Here is a 17,222-nt window from a genome sequence, read left to right as displayed (position 1 = left end):
GGAAGTTTTTTATGCCGATAGGAGAGGTCCCCCACCTAACTGGAATCATTACCGACTTGGGAGCAAGTTGCTGGGTTTCGTGAGCAAATCGCGTGTTTTATTTGGAATTGAACCAGGTACGTGAGCAAACGCCCTTTCTTCGTGAGCACCCGTCACTTTTCCGTGAGCATATTGGAATTTTCGTGAGCATCCTGACTCGAACAGTACTAATACGGTCCCCGACCAGGTCATGATAAGAAATAAAAAGCCTTATTACTTAAAAGATCAGCTTAAATTTGGTGGATCTAAACCAAGGTTTAGATCACACTTATAAAAAACAAGTCCAAAACTACGCAAAACCTTAAAAAGGAGCTCCACCTCATTGTAATGATTACCGGTTTGGAAGCATGTTGCTGGGTTTCGTGAGCATCTGGAGCCAGACGGTACCTCAGGAACGAGGCCCCGGACTTTTTGTCTGCGCAGAAAAGAGGGCGCCCTCAAAAGCTAAGCTTTTGGGACACCCTCTACGTAAACTTCATCTAACAGTTTTCCTAATAACCTTGCCTGCTCTTTTCGTTCATAGATTAAAGTTGAAGGCCGCTCAGACACATTTGCAGCTTCAGCAGGCTCCAGCCATTGTCTGTAGAGGCTCAAGATACCTGCTTTAATCTCTGCCAGGTTTCCGGGATCTACAACTTCACCTAGAGCGTAATTTTCTATAATCTGAGTAGATTCACCTTTCAGGCTCAAAGCCAGAATCGGCTTGTCAATCGCCATATATTCAAATAGCTTGCCTGGAATATAATCACCCGAATCGGGTGCCGTATCGCCTACAAGTAACAGGACATCCGACTTTTTCAACTCCATCAAGGCTTGCTGATGCGGCAAATGCCCCAAGACATGAACCAAGTCCTCCAACCCGAGCTCTTTCACGCAATCCATGTTCTCCGAATAGCCAGGATAGTCAAACACACCGGCAAATTTCAGGCAAACCTTTTCTCGCTCTAGCATCCCCTCATCAAGCAGCTCTTTTACTGCTCGCAAAAACAGCCTTGGGTTTCTTTCCTTATAGAAGATTCCGGTATAGATAAAGGAACATATAGACGGGTCGTCTCCCCTTACCTCCTGCAGTTCCTTGTAATCCTCAGGATCGAACCCGTTGTGAATAACCTCTACCCGTCGAAGCTCTTCACTAAACTTTTGTTTGAAGTTATCAGCAAAGGAACGAGTAACCGTAAGCAGGATGTCTGACTCTCGAAGGACCATCCGCTCCAGCCGATCTTCCAGCCACTCTCGCCAAGCGATGTCTGTTCGATGCATATTCTGGGTCCAAGGATCTCGAAAATCGGCAATCCATGGGGTCCCGGTTTTACGCTTAAGATACAACCCAACCAAGTGGTTTGTATAAGGCCCGGAAGTGGAAAAGATCACATCGATTTGGTGGTCGTTGATGACCTGCAGTCCTTTCTTCATCGCATAAGGAAGCCAAAGAATTTGATCATCGGGTACGAGCATATACTTCTTTAATTTTTTTAACGTAGGAAACACTAATTTTTTCAGACGTGTCACTAAACCAGGCGACCCCTCATGCCCAGACTGACTCTCACCAGCACGAGCAGCGGTGGCCGCCGGGGGAGCACCCAATGAGAGTTCCTTTGAACGATGCACATGCACTCCCGTAGGCAATTGCTCGAGTAAGGATTGATCCAGCGATACATGATACTGGGGCTCTACGGTAAGAACATGAGGTTCCCAACCAAACTCCTGAAGATACTTGGCCATTTTTAATGCACGCTGAACTCCGCCTCCGCCAATGGGAGGGAATAAATACGCAACAATGAGCACTTTTTTCTTTAAGGTCATAGAAATCACTACTTTATTAGATTCTAATTAATTTTACTTGATTCGCAACTTGACTTGGAATCCGATGCTTGGCATCAAGCAAGATCGGAGACGAGGCCATCTGGCTAACCACCTGATCCCATTCGATGTCGAGGAATTCCTCTTGGGCATTTAGGTAGATGAGGACATCTGATCCGGTGACTGCCGCATCCAAGCTTTCTACCTTATAAGGATATTGGCCTGGAACGGCTGGATCATAGGCTTTCACTTTTGCACCACGTTCCAGTAAAACTTCTACCACGTGATGAGCTGGACTGATTCGATCATCGTTAGAAAAATCCTTCATGGCAAGTCCCAAAACAGCGACCTGACTTCCCATTAGACTGCGATTTTGACTCTTAAGCTGTTCCTCCACCATATCGACCAGAACCGAGGGAACCGTATCGTTGATTTTTCTGGCTAGCTCAAGCATATCTATATTTACGTCTAGTTCTCTGGCCTTAGGCAAAAGATAGTACAAGGCATTCGGCAGGCAATATCCTCCCACGCCGGGACCTGGAACAAGAAGGTTCACCCTCTTATGTGTATTGGCTACCTTAATCAACTCAAAGGTATCCATTCCCATTCGTTCAGAGAAACGGGCAAACTGTTGCACCATCGCAATGTTAACGTCTCTTTGGATATTTTCAATCACTTTAGCTGTCTCTACAACTTTGATCTCGGAAACGGTAATCTCCGCTTCTGTGACAAAGCTCAAGACTTCCTTGGCTTTACTTGCACTAGCCTCATTAATGCCGCCTAGAGCTAAAGGCATGCTAATAAATTCCTCAAAGGCCTTTCCTTCAGCAATGCGCTCGGAAGAATACGCTAAGAAAAAGTCTTCTCCTGCTTTCATTCCACTCTTTTCTAGCAGAGGTAGGACAATTTCTTCTGTCGTTCCCGGAACCACGGTGCTCCTAAGGATAACGGTGTCCCCTTTTTTAAGGACAGAGACTAATTGCTCACACGCGCTGATTAAGTACGAAAGGTTGGGATCTCCGTTTACCACCGGAATGCCCACGGTAATGATATAAGTATTGACTGTCTTCGCCGCTTCCTGATAGTCCGTTGTAGCCTTGAATCGCCCAGCGTCCAACTGATCATGTAAAATTTCAGAGATTGATTTACCTTGATAATATTCTAAATGGTGGGATTTACCCTCGTTTATTTCTTCAACTAGCTTAGGCAACACGTCTATGCCTATGACATGGGCGCCCTTCATCGCGTAGCTCAATGATAGGGGAAGTCCAATAAACCCCATGCCGATCACTGCCACATGAAGCTGTTTTTCTGTTTCCATATTACATTCCTCCGAGAGTCTATTTCGTGGTCATATACCAATAAGCAGCACCGCTTAATAAGAAAAGAACCGAGAAAAACACCAGTATAATGGTTAACCTTTTAAGCATTATTGTCCTCCACGTGTTAACTAACAATGAATTATACACTATTCGACGTGATTCTCCAACAGGGTTTGGTGCTCCGATAAGCATAAAAAAAAGCGACCATCCTCGATGGCCGCCATAGCTCTCAACCTAAAGTATTAGGTTGTTACCTTCATATTACCGATTTCGTCGTCTCCTTGTAAACATCGAAATATTCCCATGAATTATAAAATTATACTATACTGGCACCAATCACATAAGAAAGTCCAATTGAAATAAGCATAGATAGAAGTCCGACTGCTCGGTTGTCTTTTGCAATCTCATCATCCACCTTGAATTTGGGTGTCATGAATTCGAAAATAAAATAGGCAAGCAGCAGCAATAAAAATCCAAAAGCTCCCCAAATCAAAGCCTGACCAATCGTATCGTTGCTCTCTATCGAGAAACGGAAGATATTGGTAATCCCGAATATTTTTCCTCCCACAGCCATAGCAACGGAAAGATTTCCTTTCTTTATTTCCTCCCAGTCATCATAACGGGTAACCATTTCGAACAGTGTTAAAAACAAAATCAGCGAAAGGATCGCAACCGCGAAAAACGCAGTTGTTAAGATATAAGGATTTTCTAACCAGCCCGACACACCAGATCCTCCTTCTCCTTACGGGGTTTCTATTTCTTCACATATACGGAAAGGAAGCGGTCATGGTTGCAAAAATACGTTACTTTAATTCTACAATGGTCGCTCCGAGACCGCCTTCTCCTTGTCCGCCTAATCGGAAGGACTTCACGCTCCGATGCTTCTTAAGGAAATTATGAACCCCTATTCGCAGGACCCCTGTCCCTTTGCCGTGGATTAAGGAAACCTGATGAAGATTAGACATGACGGCGTTATCTAAATATTTATCTATTTCTTGAAGCGCATCCTCGATGTTGTATCCTCTTAGATCCAACTCCGGCCTTACCGTTTCAGTAGACATCTTTACTCGGGTATAAGGAACCACTTCTTTCTTTTTCCCCGATTTAAGCAGCATAAGATCATCTGCTTTAATATTCATCTTAATAATGCCAAGCTGCACCTGATACTCTTGGTTTCCTAGATCAGCAATAATTTCGCCTTTTTGTCCAATGGACAAGACCTTTATTTCATCCCCAACTTTTAAGGTTTCTTTCCCTGTCTGCTTCTTCTTCCGCTCTTTTTCTCGCTCGAAGGAAGGTACACTCTCCTGAAGCTTTTTCTTGGCTTCAATCAGGCGATGCTCTTTGATCCCTATTTGTTCTTCCTGGGCTATTTTCCGAAGCTCAGAAATAATTTCATCCGCTTCCTTCCGAGCTTTAGCTACCGAACGTGCGGCTTCTTCTTCTGCCTTTTGCAGCAAGTGATTTTTTTCCTTAGCAAAATCAGCCCTCTCCTGTTCAAGCTGTTCTCGCAGCTTTTCCATCTCTTTGCGTATATCCTCGGTTCGCGCCCGGTCTTGCTCCGCAGCTAAACGATTTTCTTCTAAGGAAGCAATCATATTTTCCACATTCTTATCTTCAATGCTTACGTGTTGCTTTGCATCTTCAATAATCACCTCAGGAAGTCCTAATCGCTTCGCAATGGCAAAAGCATTACTTCGACCAGGAACTCCGATCAACAAGCGGTAGGTGGGTCTTAAGGTTTCTACATCAAATTCCACGCTCGCATTAAGCACTTGTGGACGATTATAAGCAAATGCCTTTAGCTCACTATAGTGAGTGGTAGCGATGACCCTTGCTTTGAGCTGATACATATGATCCAAGATGGACATAGCTAATGCAGCCCCTTCAGTAGGATCTGTTCCTGCTCCTAACTCATCGAGTAGAACCAAGCTGTTGGCGTCCATCTGACCGAGGATTCGGATGATATTCGTCATATGTCCTGAAAAAGTACTTAAGCTTTGCTCAATGCTCTGCTCGTCCCCAATGTCAGCAAACACACCGGAAAACACCGCCATCTCACTATCTTCTTCTGCCGGAATATGCATGCCAGAGGCCGCCATGAGCGCATGTAGCCCGATCGTTTTTAAGGTTACGGTTTTTCCTCCGGTATTGGGTCCTGTAATAACGAGGGACGTGTACGTCTGTCCAATCTCGACGTCAATAGGAACGACTTCCTGAAGAGGAATTAAAGGGTGTCTGCCCTTCTTCAGCTTGATATAGCCCTTGTCGTTTAATTTGGGTTGAACGGCCTTAATTCGATGGGCATAAGAGGCTTTAGCAAAGGTAAAATCAAACTCTGCCAATATCTTGACATTATGATCCAAGACCTCTACGTGCTCCGCAACCATTCCTGTAAGGATCTGAAGGATTCGTTCCACTTCACGCTCTTCCTTAAAGCGAAGCTCCCTTACCTGATTGTTGGCTTGTACCACCGCTTCCGGTTCGATAAATAAAGTGGCCCCAGACGCCGATTGGTCATGGATCATCCCACCAAACACATGGCGGTATTCCTGCTTGACGGGAATGACATAACGATCCCCTCGAATCGTCACGATACTTTCTTGAAGCATCTTTTGATACGAGGTAGAACGAATGATATTTTCTAGCCGGTCTTTTATTCTTCCTTCGGTTGCTCGAATCTGCGATCGAATTTGACTTAGTGCCGGGCTGGCGCTGTCCATCACTACTCCATGCTCATCAATACAGGCCAATATATCGTCTTCTACTTTCTGCAGACGCTCAATTTGAACGGCCATGTCGGCCAATAATGGCAACTCATGCTGCTCTAATAACGACTCGATGAAACGCCTTAATCTCCAGCCGCCATAAACGGTTCCCGCAATATCCAACAGCTCTGAAGGGCTGAGCGATGCACCAAGCTTCGCCCGTGCAAGCCCTCTACGTATATCTCGAATTCCACCAAAAGGCACACTCCCTTTTAGACGGAGAACGGTAAAGCCCTCAAAGGTTAATTGTTGTCTCACTCTTGCTTCTTCCACATCGGTTGTCGGAGTAAGCTGTTCTATTTTTTCCCTTCCTAAGGAGGAAGAGGCATTTTCTAAGAGCTGATGAATGACTTTATCAAACTCAAGTGTTCGATATAAGCGTTCTTCCACCACGATGGTCCCCTTTCAATTGCAATATCTGATCTATTATATCATTTCTTCGCAACAAAAAATAAAAAGTATATGTAAGTAAAAGATGGGTAAACTATTCATACTTTGCAAAAAGGAAGGGTACCTGACATGCTTTGGATGAACCATTTAGTGCGGTTTTTCATCGCCACGCTTGTGCTCTGCCTAGTAGGCTTCCTCGTCCCTGGCTTTACCATCCGGGGGATTTCAACCGCTATCCTAGCTGCAGCTGTGATTGCTGCCATGGGTTGGATCTTTGAGTCTTTTTTTGGTGGTGAGCTCTCCCCATACGGGCGCGGCATCACGGGATTTTTGACTACCGCCCTTATCATCTATCTCACAAACTTTATTGTTCAAGGTGTTCACGTTACAGTCATTGGTGCGATGCTGGCAGCGCTCGTAGTTGGCATTATCGATTTGTTTTTGCCTGTAAAGTCACGCTTTTGGTCGCGTTAGAAACAAGGAAAGAGACTGCCTTCACAGTCTCTTTCTGCTTTCCAGGATATGCGGTTGTCTTACTGCTGTTGTTCGCCAGCTAGGGCACTTTCCGCTAGCTTCACCAATCTTTTGGTTATTTCCCCACCTACCGACCCATTACTGCGAGAAGACGCATAAGCTCCGAAGTCATAAACCCCAAACTCATTCGCAATTTCATATTTGATCTCATCAATTAGGGATGCGGATTGAGGGACAATCAATTTGTTTCGGTTGGCCATGTAGCTAACCTCCTTTAATTGAGTGTACCTTTAGAATGCCTTGCATGCTTCACCTTCATGCCCTGTAAATAAAGGGGCGATTGGAAAGTCTATAGGATATCCATGGGTACATTTTTGGTTGGTGGTTCTGGAATCATGCGTATCTGCTCGGATATAAACGGAGAAATTTGAAGCATATACTGCATAATATTGGACTGGTAAAACCATCGTTTCCAACTCCCATCTGGTGCTCTATCCAAAAAATGGACAGAGGCCGAGAGCAGTAAAATAAGCATCATTCCTCCGACAGCTGCGCCTAGAGACCGATTGATAAATGAAATCACCGGAAGCTCTGCAAACACTTGTAAGACATTGCCCAAGAGCCGGAATAGGATACGAATAATAAAAAATAAAACGACAAATGCGATAACCATATATAAAAATGGGTGAAAAGAACTCATGCTGAGAAATGCTTGGAAAAGGGGATTGGTGCTGTCAGTCGGGAGAGGAAATTGCTCTTGTAGAAAAACGGCTGTATCTTGTGAAAAAGAGTAAGCAATAGCGAACGAAGCCAACAGACCTGCGATTCCTATGGCAAGTCTAACAAACCCCTTATAGTGTCCATATACCATGCTGATAAGAAAAAGGCCGATAAGCCCCATATCGACGCTGTTCATTCTTTACGCTTTTCCTCCTCTTCTAAGATGCGAAGCAATTCCTCATATTCCTGTTTAAGCTGAAAAAACTCATCGGCAATGTTCAAGGCAGAGAGCACCGCGAGCTTGGACGTATCCAATCTGGCATTGCCGTTGGCAATGAACCTCATCTTTTCATCTACATAATGAGCGACAGATCGAAGATGGGCGACACTCGCCTTCCCAACCATTCGATATTGGTGCCCATAAATATCTACCGTAATTTTATTTTTTTCCTCGTCACGCACGCTGCATTTCTCCTTCCAAATATCAGCTTATCCCTATAGTTCATTATTATACATTTTTTGCTAAACCTGGACTATAAATTAAAGAAGAAAAAGGATGGGTAAACCCATCCTTTAAGCCCTAAGCTCAGCTTGGTACAGCTCAGCTAATCCTTTGACCACGCGATCATGTGCTTCATTCACTTCAGCATCTGTCAACGTCGCTTCAGGGTTTCGATACACAAGGGAGAAGGCCATGCTCTTCTTTCCTGCCCCTATCTTGTCTCCAGTATAGACATCGAACAGCTCCACTCTTTCCAATAATTCTCCGGCCTGTTCCTCAATCACCTGTTGAAGGGCAGCCGCAGAAACCGGTTGATCGACTACAATGCTAAGATCTCGGGTACTTGCTGGATATTTAGGAAGGGCTTTGTATTGGCTCATCTTTTCCACATAGCTGTATAATTTTTCAAGGTCAAGCTGGAATACATAGGTTTCTTCCACGTCATACTTTTTCTGCAGCTGTGGATGCACTTGACCTAAATATCCAACGCACTCACCTTGTATCCATAGCTCTGCCGTCCGCCCAGGGTGCATGCCGCGGATAGCTTCTGCAGCCTTATAGGAGACCTGGGAAATCCCCATATTTAGAAGGAGAAGCTCAACCACCCCTTTGGCAACATAGAAATCCACAGGAGCTACAGTCGTTGACCAATGTTCCCCTGACCAGCTTCCCGTTAACAATCCCGCTAAACCAAGCTTTTCTTGAGGCAGCACGGTTAACTGCTCTTCCTCACTAATAAACACTCTTCCGATCTCAAAAACAGCTAGATCTAGGTTTTGTCTATTTCGATTGTAGGCAGCCGTTTCAAGCAGATGCGGCAACAGGTTCACCCTCAGATGACTACGCTCTTCGCTCATGGGCATCGCCAATGGAATACCTTTTGTCTCCTGATACAGTGGGGCAAAATCATACATGATTTGCTCGTTTGTGAAGGAGTAGGTAGATACTTCAAATAGTCCAGCACCGGTAAGTAGATTACGGATATCTCGTTGGAATTGCTGATAGCCCGTTAATCCCCCTTGAGTTGTCGGCCCCACAGGAAGGCTGGTTGGTATATGATCATAACCGTGTAAGCGGGCCACTTCTTCAATCAGATCTACTTCTCGTGTAATATCCTGTCTGCGAGTCGGGATTTCAACATTAAAGGTTTCTTCATCTTTGGAATACCCGAATTGAAGGCGACCCAGGATGGAGTCCACTTCTTCTTCCTGAAGAGTCGTTCCCAATAGATCGTTAACGCGGGACAAGCGCAATTGAACATGTTGCCTTACGGGCTCCTTAACAACAGAAGCTGCAATTCCCTTCGCTACCGTTCCTCCCGCTACCTCAACCATTAATTGAGCCGCTCGATCCAATGCCCGCAATACAGCCTCTGGATCTACTTCTTTTTCAAATCGCAGACTTGCTTCAGAGCGCAATCCTAATTTCTTGGCTGTTCGACGGATCGAGATGCCTGCAAAATGGGCGGATTCCAGAAGGATGGTAGTGGTCTGCTCCGATACCTCGGAATTCGCTCCACCCATCACTCCTGCGATGCCAATCGGCTTTATAGGGTCAGCAATGAGAAGCATGTCTTGATCCAAAGATCGTTCGGATTCATCCAAAGTGACTAGCTTTTCTCCATCGCCAGCCAATCGGACGATCACCTTCCCATCCTGGACCTGATCGTAATCGAACGCATGAAGCGGTTGACCTTGCTCAAGCATGACATAGTTCGTAATATCCACAACATTATTGATTGGGCGGATTCCAGCTGCCATAAGTCGACTTTGCATCCATAGCGGGGATACTCCTAATTGAACCCCTGAAATCAGTCTAGCCGAGTATTGCGTACAGTGCTCTGGTGCTTCTATTTCCACTTGCACCTTGCCTTCAATGGAGTCCCCTTGTTCAGAAACGGAAACCTCCGGGAGGCGAACCTCGCGATTTAAGATGGCGCCTACCTCATAAGCCACCCCTAGCATGCTTAAACAGTCGGAACGGTTCGGCGTTAGGCCCAGTTCCAGGATGTAATCATCCAAACCGAGATAAACTAAGGCATCTTGACCCACTTCTGTCTCATCTGGCAAGACCATGATTCCTTCTTGCTGGGACTTTGGCAATAGCTTGTCATTGATCCCGAGCTCTTTCGCAGAACAAATCATCCCTTGCGACTCCACGCCGCGAAGCTTCGCCTTCTTAATTTTCAGCCCTCCAGGCAACTCAGCTCCTACGACAGATACAACCACTTTCTGCCCAGCAGCTACATTGGCAGCTCCACAAACGATCTGCAAACGCTCGGTCTGACCAACGTCGACTTGGCAGACATTCAGCTTATCTGCGTCTGGATGCTTTTCACGTTCAACCACATGACCAATGACAACCTGAGATACTCCTTTGTTTCGGGACTCTACACTCTCTACCTCGACACCGCTGCGCGTCAGCTTCTCCGCCAGCTCCTCTGGAGTGATTCCCTCGAGATCCACATACTGCTTCAACCAATTGTAAGAAACCTTCATTGTTCACTCACCGCCTACCTACGATTAAATTGTCTTAAAAATCGGATGTCGTTGTTATAGAAGTGTCGAATATCTTCAATCCCGTATTTCAGCATGGCAATCCGTTCTACGCCCATACCAAAAGCAAAGCCTGTATATTTCTCTGAATCGTATCCAGACATCTCCAAAACCTTAGGATGCACCATACCCGATCCCAAGATCTCTAACCAGCCGGTTTCCTTACATACGCGACAGCCTTTTCCTTTACACACCGCGCAGGTCACATCCACCTCAGCACTTGGTTCCGTAAATGGAAAGAAGCTAGGACGCAAGCGAATCTGAACGTCATCCCCAAACATTTCACGGGAAAAAGCGAGCAGAATTCCTTTAAGGTCGCTCATCCGGATATCTTTTCCTATGACAAGTCCCTCAATTTGGGTGAACACGTGCGAATGCGTGGCATCATCATCATCCCGGCGATAAACTCGGCCAGGGCAAATAATCTTTACCGGTACTTCTCCTTGCTTCGCTTCCATCACTCGAGCTTGGTTAGGCGAAGTATGCGTACGCATTAGTAAATCCTCAGTAACGTAGAAGGAATCCTGCATATCCCGAGCCGGGTGGTCTTTAGGCAAATTGAGAGCTTCAAAATTATAGTAATCCGTCTCCAGCTCAGGGCCTTCCGCAATCTCAAATCCTAAACCGATAAAGATATCCTCGATTTGCTCAATAATTTGCGTTAAAGGGTGCTTATTCCCTTTCGCCAATGTTCTTCCTGGAAGGGTAACGTCAATCGTCTGACTTCTTAATTGTGCTTCTAGCGCGGACGCTTCCAGCGCTTCCTTCTTCTCTTCCAGAATAGCCCCAATGGCATCTCGAACCTCATTTGCAAGCTGTCCTAGAAGGGGACGCTCTTCAGCGGAGAGCTTTCCCATTCCTTTCATAATCTCGGTAAGTTCCCCTTTTTTTCCGAGGTACTTTACTCTTAGATCGTTCAGCTCAGCTAGATTCGCTGCTTGCTGAAGCTCACCGAGAGCCCTTTCTTTGACTTCCATTAATTGATCGCGCACATGCTTTCCTCCTTGCATGAAAATAAAAAAGACCCCTCATCCGTAAGGGACGAGAGGTCGCGGTACCACCCTTATTAGAATTAGAAGGCACTATACCTCTAATTCTCACTTATACAATCGTTAACGGACAATCATCCGGTACCCCCTACTAAGAAGTTCAGGGGACAGCTCAGGAGTGAATTCAATAAGTTCTTCTATAAGAGAGCTCTCAGTCAAGGCTCTCTCTCCCTTAAGGATGACGTACATTGTCGTCCTGCTATAGCGTCTGCTTATTTACTAGTCTCCGTCGAAGCCTTTATTGCTTCATATGATTTTCAGAATACATTATAAACAATTGACGTCCTTCATGCAACTTACTTTCTTTGACGTACAGCCTCATAAAGTATAATGCCTGCAGCTGTTGCTGCATTCAAGGATTCCGCTTGTCCAAAGATAGGGATTTTAACCTTGGTTTGACAGCGTGCTAAGATATCTTCGGAGACACCGTTGCCTTCATTGCCTATAATGATAGCAATCGGTCCACCATAGACTGGCTCATCATAGAACACAGCTCCTTCTAGACTCGTCGCGATAAGCCGAAAGCCTTGTCCCACTAACTCCTCACAGGTGCTTAGAAGATCGGCTTGAACAACGGGAAGATGAAAAAGCGAACCCATTGTCGAACGCACGGTTTTGGGATTATAGACATCTACGGTTCCTCTTCCGAGAATCACCCCTCCGATTCCCGCAGCATCGGCCGTCCGAATCATGGTGCCTAAATTACCAGGATCCTGTACTGCATCAAGTAAAAGAAGAACTGGCGAACCATGGGTTAGCTCTGCCAACCGATGTTGCTTCATCTCTACGACAGCAAAAACCCCTTGCGGTGTTTCGGTTTCTGACAGCTTCTCAGAGACAGCTTGGGATATCCAGTAGATGGGCGTAGTCGCATTGGAAAGAAATTGCTGAAAGTTTGCATTTAACGAATAGTCTTCTGTTAGAAGGATGGCCCGCATGCTCGTCCCGCTCTTCAGGGCTTCTTCAACTAAATGAGCACCTTCAATTAAGAAAGCTTGTTCTTTTTCTCTGCCCTTTTTTGTACTAAGCTTCGCCCATTCTTTCACCTTGGCGTTTTGTACCGATTGGATGGTTTCTGGCATCCGTTCCTCACTCCTATTTTGTCTTTTCCTCCATCCGTTTCAGGTCTGTATTATGACCAATAACTACGAGTATATCTCCATCGTTAATGGTGTCCTCCGCGCTTGGGGCAATATTGATCTCCGGTCCGCTTTTGATCGCCATCACGTTTACTCCAAATTTTGCACGGATATTCAATTCGATCAGATTTTTACCCACCATTCGGTCGGTGGCTGCAATCTCCGCCACGCTATAGTCTTCTGCCAATTCAATAAAGTCAAGAATACCAGGAGATACCAGGTTATTCGCCACTCGGCTTCCCATATCACGCTCAGGAAAAACAACGCGATCCGCGCCCACTTTATACAGCACTTTCCCATGCCGTTCGTTCTGCGCCTTCACTACAATTTGTTTGACCCCTAATTCTTTAAGGATAAGAGACGTTAGGATACTTGCTTGTATATCTTCACCGATGGCTACAACTACGACATCAAAATTTCGGATTCCAAGCTCCTTCAAAGCATGCTCATCGGTAGAGTCCGCCTGGACCGCATAGGTGACGTATTGAATATGTTCTTGGATTCTTTCTTCGTTTGAGTCAATAGCCATAACATCATAGCCCATTTCGTAAAGCGTTTTGGCTACACTAGATCCAAAACGCCCCATGCCTATCACTGCAAAGGTTTTCGCAGCCATATTCTTCCTTCCCCTCTTACCATTGGTTTCCCACATTATAACATAGCTAGTTGTAGTTTCTATCATTGGATGAAAAAGATGTGGATCGCAAACAATAGCATCATAAATAGTAACTGTGGGTAACTACACAGTCTTGTAGTAAAGGAGGCTTAAATCCCATGAATATCAGTCAGGTTAATCTAAGGCAAGCAGTCATCGCCAACGTCGCTGACTCTTCCCTTGGAGAGTTAAGAAGCACCATCGTCGATGCCATTGAAAGCCAAGAGGACAAAACCCTGCCGGGACTCGGCGTCTTATTTGAGGTTCTCTGGAACCAGGCCGATGCTTCCAAGCAAGGGGAAATGCTACAGCTGCTGCATCAGGGAATTGGACAGAAAAACTAAAAGAAAAGAAAAAAGAGTTCACTTCTTCCGTGAACTCTTTTCTTTTCTACACCTGCTTTATTTCTTCAAGCTTTGCCCGGTCTAAACGCTTAATTACTTCGACCAGCAGCTTCACCGCATTGTCAAAGTCATCTCGATGCAAGATAGCCGCATGACTGTGGATATATCTTGTCGCCACACTAATGACCATCGAAGGAACCCCTTTATTATGGAGATGCAAGCGTCCTGCATCCGTTCCTCCCCCTGCAACGGTATCAAACTGATACGGAATGCCTAGCTCATCGGCTGTAGCAATGACGAAGTCTCTCAGTCCACGGTGCGGGATCATGGAGGCATCAAACAATAAGAGCTGTGGACCGCCTCCAAGTCGAGACTGTGCATCTTCCTTCTTAATTCCCGGTGTGTCTCCCGCAATACCAACGTCCACGGCAAACGCAATATCTGGGCCGACGGCGTTGACGGATGTCTGAGCTCCGCGCAACCCTACTTCTTCTTGCACGGTTCCCACTCCAAAGACGGTCGTAGGATGTTTCTCTTCTTTTAACTGACGCAAGACCTCAATCGCGATCGCACAGCCGATTCGATTATCCCATGCCTTGGCCATCATGAGTTTTTCATTCTTCATGACGCTGAAAGGACATATCGGTACAACCGTATCTCCAGGTCGAACTCCGAAGTCTTCCGCTTCTTCTCGGCTAGAAGCTCCAATATCGATGAACATATTCTTCTTATCTACCGGCTTCTTCCTAGCCTCAGGAGATAAAATGTGTGGAGGTGTCGAACCGATTATACCTTCAATAGGGCCTTTTCGAGTGAGCACCGTAACCCGCTGAGCCAACATGACTTGCTCCCACCAGCCGCCTAGCGGCTGAAAGCGCAGGAAGCCTTTGTCGGTAATCATAGTGATCATAAAAGCCACTTCATCCAAGTGACCGGCTACCATTACCTTCGGACCTTCTTGATTTCCAACCTGCTTGGCAATTAAGCTCCCTAGATTATCTGTATATACCTCGTCTGCGTAAGGGGTTATGTATTTTCTCATGACTTCCCGTACTGGTCCCTCGTGACCAGGAGCGCCAGGAGTTTCTGTTAACTCTTTAAACATACTTAACATTTTATCTTCCATCGTATCCCTCCTAGAGTACAAGTTAGCCCCATTCATCCATTATAGCCTACATTTCCATTATTTGCACATTCGCTAAAGGGCTTGAAAAATACCTCGGACCTTTGCCAACCTCATAGTATACAATCAATAAACATGCCAAACACTTTATTTCCCCACGCTCCAAGTAGGAGGTTAGGTCGAATGGCAGAGTCTCCAAAATCGCATGCTTATGCAACTCTTTTTCATCCAGACCTAAACTTTCAAATTCTTGGCCGAGGAACTGAGGTTGAGTGGCCACCAGACGCATGAGACGCTGCTGCTCCTGCTTTTCCATGTCAAACGTCCACCAGGTTTTTCGAGGCTTGTTCTTTTGCGTCAGGAAATAATCCAGCTGCATTAACCCCTTAATGACTGGCAGGCACTCTACATGTCTATGCTCTAAAAAAGCATATAATCTCGTAAATAAATCCTCTAACTGATGCCCGATTCTTTGCCATCCTTTTCCTTCCCAATAATCACCGAACTGTTGGAAGAAATCAAACGGGGTCTCAAACACCTTTGCAAATAAAAATTCTAGAGTATGGTCCATGCGATGAGCATTCCAATACTTCTCCAATACGTCCTCAACACGCTTAATGCGAACAATGTCTGCAAAAGGTAACACATCGTTCCCTAGGATTTCATAAGGAGAATGTTCCATCCAAACATACCCATACTTCTCTGCATTCAGACGAACTCCAGTGCCGCGCAGCATTTTTAAAAACCCTAATTGAAGCTCCTCTGGACGCAGCGCAAATACATCGTTAAAGGTTTTTCGGAAAGAATGGTAATCCTCTTCTGGAAGACCAGCTATCAAATCCAAATGCTGATCAATGTTTTGCGCTTTTTTTATTGTACGTACGGTATGACTGAGCTTCTCAAAATTCTGTTTACGATTCACGATCAGGTTGGTTTCATCTCGTGTGGACTGTACTCCGATTTCAAAACGGAAAATGCCAGGAGGCGCGTTTTGGGCTAGATAGTCCAATACCTCAGGTCGCATAATATCGGCCGTAATCTCAAATTGAAAAACAGTTCCCTTATGATTCTGAATTAAAAATTCAAAAATCTCCAATGCGTAGTCTCGTTTAATATTAAACGTACGGTCCACAAACTTGATGAGCTTGACCCCACTGTCAATCAAGTATAAGAGCTCCTGCTTTGTTCTCTCTATATCAAAATAACGAACGCCTACTTCAATGGAAGACAAGCAGAAGCTACAGGAAAATGGACATCCCCTAGAAGTTTCAAAATAGACCACTCGATTCTTCAATTCCGGGAGGTCTGGAAACCCTTGAAAGGGAGAAGGGATTTGATTAAGATCCAATTTAGGACGCGGAGGATTAATGATTGTTTCTCCTGCCTTGCGATAAGCTAGTCCAAACACCAGGTGGTATTTTTGCTGTCCCGCCAACTCCTGCAGCAGATGATGAAACGTTTCCTCACCCTCTCCAACCACAATAAAATCAACCGTCGAAAGCCTTTCCATCCAATACTCTACATCATAGGAAACCTCCGGCCCGCCTAATACCACTTTCAGGTCCGGTTTTATTTTCTTTAACATATCTATCACGATGATCGTCTCTTCGATATTCCATATGTAGCAAGAGAACCCCACCACCTCTGGCTCATGGAGAAAGATATCGGTTACGATATTCATCGGGGTATCTTTAATCGTGAATTCCCTCATTTCAATTGGGAAATCCTTTTGACAGTATGCTTTCAAATAGCGAAGGGCTAATGAAGAGTGAATATATTTCGCATTTAACGTTGCAATAACGGTGTTCACCAGTAAACCTCCTTCCCTTTCGCACTAGTATTGTTTTACCTCAAGCTAACTCATATTATCGCATCTGAAAAAGAAATTCAATGAATCCAAACCTTCTCGAATCACGTATAAGTAGTTAAACAATTGACTTCGTCTGGAGGAAGGTCCTATGGTACTTATCTTTCGTGCTTTATTGTTTATTCTCTTGGCAATCGGACTTTATTGGTGCTTTAAGTTTTTTGTAAACCCTCAAAGAAAGTTGACCCAAGCCTTAGAGGATGGCCGAACACTCATTATGGATGACAAAAAGGTCGTCCATCGCAATATGCTTATTGCTTTTAAAGGTGTGCTGTTTGAGGCAGAAAAATACATGGGGACGACGGAAGAAGCCTTTCAAATTATCAAAATCCATGTGTGGCCTAGAGACAATCAAAAATTAGTCGGACTTGAGAAAAAAGATTTTCAAGAACTAAAGCAAGTAATTGAGGCTCGCTACCCCTATGCGGATATTTCTTGGAAAAGTCCCATTAAAGAGCTACTACACGATTGAATT

General features: G+C 45.1%; 16 protein-coding genes and 1 other annotated feature. Of the genes, 3 read left to right on the top strand and 13 right to left on the bottom strand.

All coding sequences use genetic code 11. From position 1 onward, the window contains the following. Positions 1 to 483: 483 nt before the first annotated feature. The 4 genes from EIZ58_RS07275 to EIZ58_RS07260 all read right to left on the bottom strand — a co-directional run bounded on the left by EIZ58_RS07275 (position 484) and on the right by EIZ58_RS07260 (position 6,319). Positions 484 to 1,842, bottom strand: a complete 1,359-nt coding sequence (locus tag EIZ58_RS07275) for a glycosyltransferase family 4 protein (protein ID WP_134699945.1) — start codon at positions 1,840 to 1,842, stop codon at positions 484 to 486. A 16-nt stretch (positions 1,843 to 1,858) separates the two neighbouring features. Further along, positions 1,859 to 3,160 (bottom strand): nucleotide sugar dehydrogenase, encoded by a 1,302-nt coding sequence (locus EIZ58_RS07270; protein WP_134699944.1) that lies wholly within the window; start codon positions 3,158 to 3,160, stop codon positions 1,859 to 1,861. 317 nt (positions 3,161 to 3,477) lie between these two features. Further along, entirely contained in the window at positions 3,478 to 3,885 is a 408-nt protein-coding gene (locus EIZ58_RS07265) for a DUF350 domain-containing protein (RefSeq protein ID WP_134699943.1), read from the bottom strand. A gap of 79 nt (positions 3,886 to 3,964) precedes the next feature. Continuing rightward, positions 3,965 to 6,319 (bottom strand): endonuclease MutS2, encoded by a 2,355-nt coding sequence (locus EIZ58_RS07260; protein ID WP_134699942.1) that lies wholly within the window; start codon positions 6,317 to 6,319, stop codon positions 3,965 to 3,967. Positions 6,320 to 6,448: 129 nt separating this feature from the next. Here EIZ58_RS07260 and EIZ58_RS07255 point away from each other — a divergent pair, with 129 nt between their 5' ends. Then, positions 6,449 to 6,793: a phage holin family protein gene (locus EIZ58_RS07255; RefSeq protein ID WP_134699941.1), complete on the top strand. Its 345-nt coding sequence runs from the start codon at positions 6,449 to 6,451 to the stop codon at positions 6,791 to 6,793. Between the two features lie 59 nt (positions 6,794 to 6,852). On the opposite strand, the gene EIZ58_RS07250 is transcribed toward EIZ58_RS07255, so the two are convergent. The 7 genes from EIZ58_RS07250 to EIZ58_RS07220 form a co-directional block, all read right to left on the bottom strand. Then, positions 6,853 to 7,053 (bottom strand): alpha/beta-type small acid-soluble spore protein, encoded by a 201-nt coding sequence (locus EIZ58_RS07250; RefSeq protein ID WP_134699940.1) that lies wholly within the window; start codon positions 7,051 to 7,053, stop codon positions 6,853 to 6,855. Between the two features lie 89 nt (positions 7,054 to 7,142). Continuing rightward, on the bottom strand, positions 7,143 to 7,709 hold the full coding sequence (locus tag EIZ58_RS07245) for a CvpA family protein (protein ID WP_134699939.1): 567 nt from the start codon (positions 7,707 to 7,709) through the stop codon (positions 7,143 to 7,145). Continuing rightward, entirely contained in the window at positions 7,706 to 7,975 is a 270-nt protein-coding gene (gene zapA / locus EIZ58_RS07240; RefSeq protein ID WP_134699938.1) for a cell division protein ZapA, read from the bottom strand. The genes EIZ58_RS07245 and zapA overlap by 4 nt, the downstream gene beginning before the upstream one ends. A 111-nt stretch (positions 7,976 to 8,086) precedes the next feature. Continuing rightward, positions 8,087 to 10,513, bottom strand: a complete 2,427-nt coding sequence (pheT, locus tag EIZ58_RS07235; protein WP_134699937.1) for a phenylalanine--tRNA ligase subunit beta — start codon at positions 10,511 to 10,513, stop codon at positions 8,087 to 8,089. A 14-nt stretch (positions 10,514 to 10,527) separates the two neighbouring features. Then, entirely contained in the window at positions 10,528 to 11,547 is a 1,020-nt protein-coding gene (pheS, locus tag EIZ58_RS07230; RefSeq protein WP_370297661.1) for a phenylalanine--tRNA ligase subunit alpha, read from the bottom strand. Between the two features lie 57 nt (positions 11,548 to 11,604). Further along, positions 11,605 to 11,861 (bottom strand) — a binding site (T-box leader). A 54-nt stretch (positions 11,862 to 11,915) separates the two neighbouring features. Further along, positions 11,916 to 12,701 carry a TrmH family RNA methyltransferase gene (locus EIZ58_RS07225; protein WP_134699935.1) on the bottom strand — a complete coding sequence of 262 codons (786 nt, stop codon included), beginning with the start codon at positions 12,699 to 12,701 and terminating at the stop codon, positions 11,916 to 11,918. A gap of 13 nt (positions 12,702 to 12,714) precedes the next feature. Next, positions 12,715 to 13,410 carry a potassium channel family protein gene (locus EIZ58_RS07220; protein WP_134699934.1) on the bottom strand — a complete coding sequence of 232 codons (696 nt, stop codon included), beginning with the start codon at positions 13,408 to 13,410 and terminating at the stop codon, positions 12,715 to 12,717. Positions 13,411 to 13,532: 122 nt separating this feature from the next. On the opposite strand from EIZ58_RS07220, the gene sspI reads away from it, so the two are divergent. Then, on the top strand, positions 13,533 to 13,757 hold the full coding sequence (sspI, locus tag EIZ58_RS07215; protein WP_134699933.1) for a small acid-soluble spore protein SspI: 225 nt from the start codon (positions 13,533 to 13,535) through the stop codon (positions 13,755 to 13,757). A 46-nt stretch (positions 13,758 to 13,803) separates the two neighbouring features. Here sspI and EIZ58_RS07210 read toward each other — a convergent pair whose 3' ends face one another. Both EIZ58_RS07210 and EIZ58_RS07205 read right to left on the bottom strand, forming a co-directional pair. Next, on the bottom strand, positions 13,804 to 14,919 hold the full coding sequence (locus tag EIZ58_RS07210) for a M42 family metallopeptidase (RefSeq protein WP_483296323.1): 1,116 nt from the start codon (positions 14,917 to 14,919) through the stop codon (positions 13,804 to 13,806). A 10-nt stretch (positions 14,920 to 14,929) separates the two neighbouring features. Next, entirely contained in the window at positions 14,930 to 16,690 is a 1,761-nt protein-coding gene (locus EIZ58_RS07205; RefSeq protein ID WP_134699932.1) for a B12-binding domain-containing radical SAM protein, read from the bottom strand. A 148-nt stretch (positions 16,691 to 16,838) separates the two neighbouring features. Between EIZ58_RS07205 and EIZ58_RS07200 the strand changes: the two genes are divergently transcribed. After that, positions 16,839 to 17,219, top strand: a complete 381-nt coding sequence (locus EIZ58_RS07200) for a sigma-w pathway protein ysdB (RefSeq protein WP_134699931.1) — start codon at positions 16,839 to 16,841, stop codon at positions 17,217 to 17,219. The last annotated feature ends 3 nt before the right edge of the window (positions 17,220 to 17,222 follow it).

Source organism: Ammoniphilus sp. YIM 78166 (assembly GCF_004522215.1).
In the GTDB taxonomy this organism is placed as follows: domain Bacteria; phylum Bacillota; class Bacilli; order Aneurinibacillales; family RAOX-1; genus YIM-78166.
Note: the sequence above shows the minus strand (reverse complement) of the source record. Positions and strands in the feature narration are given on the sequence as shown.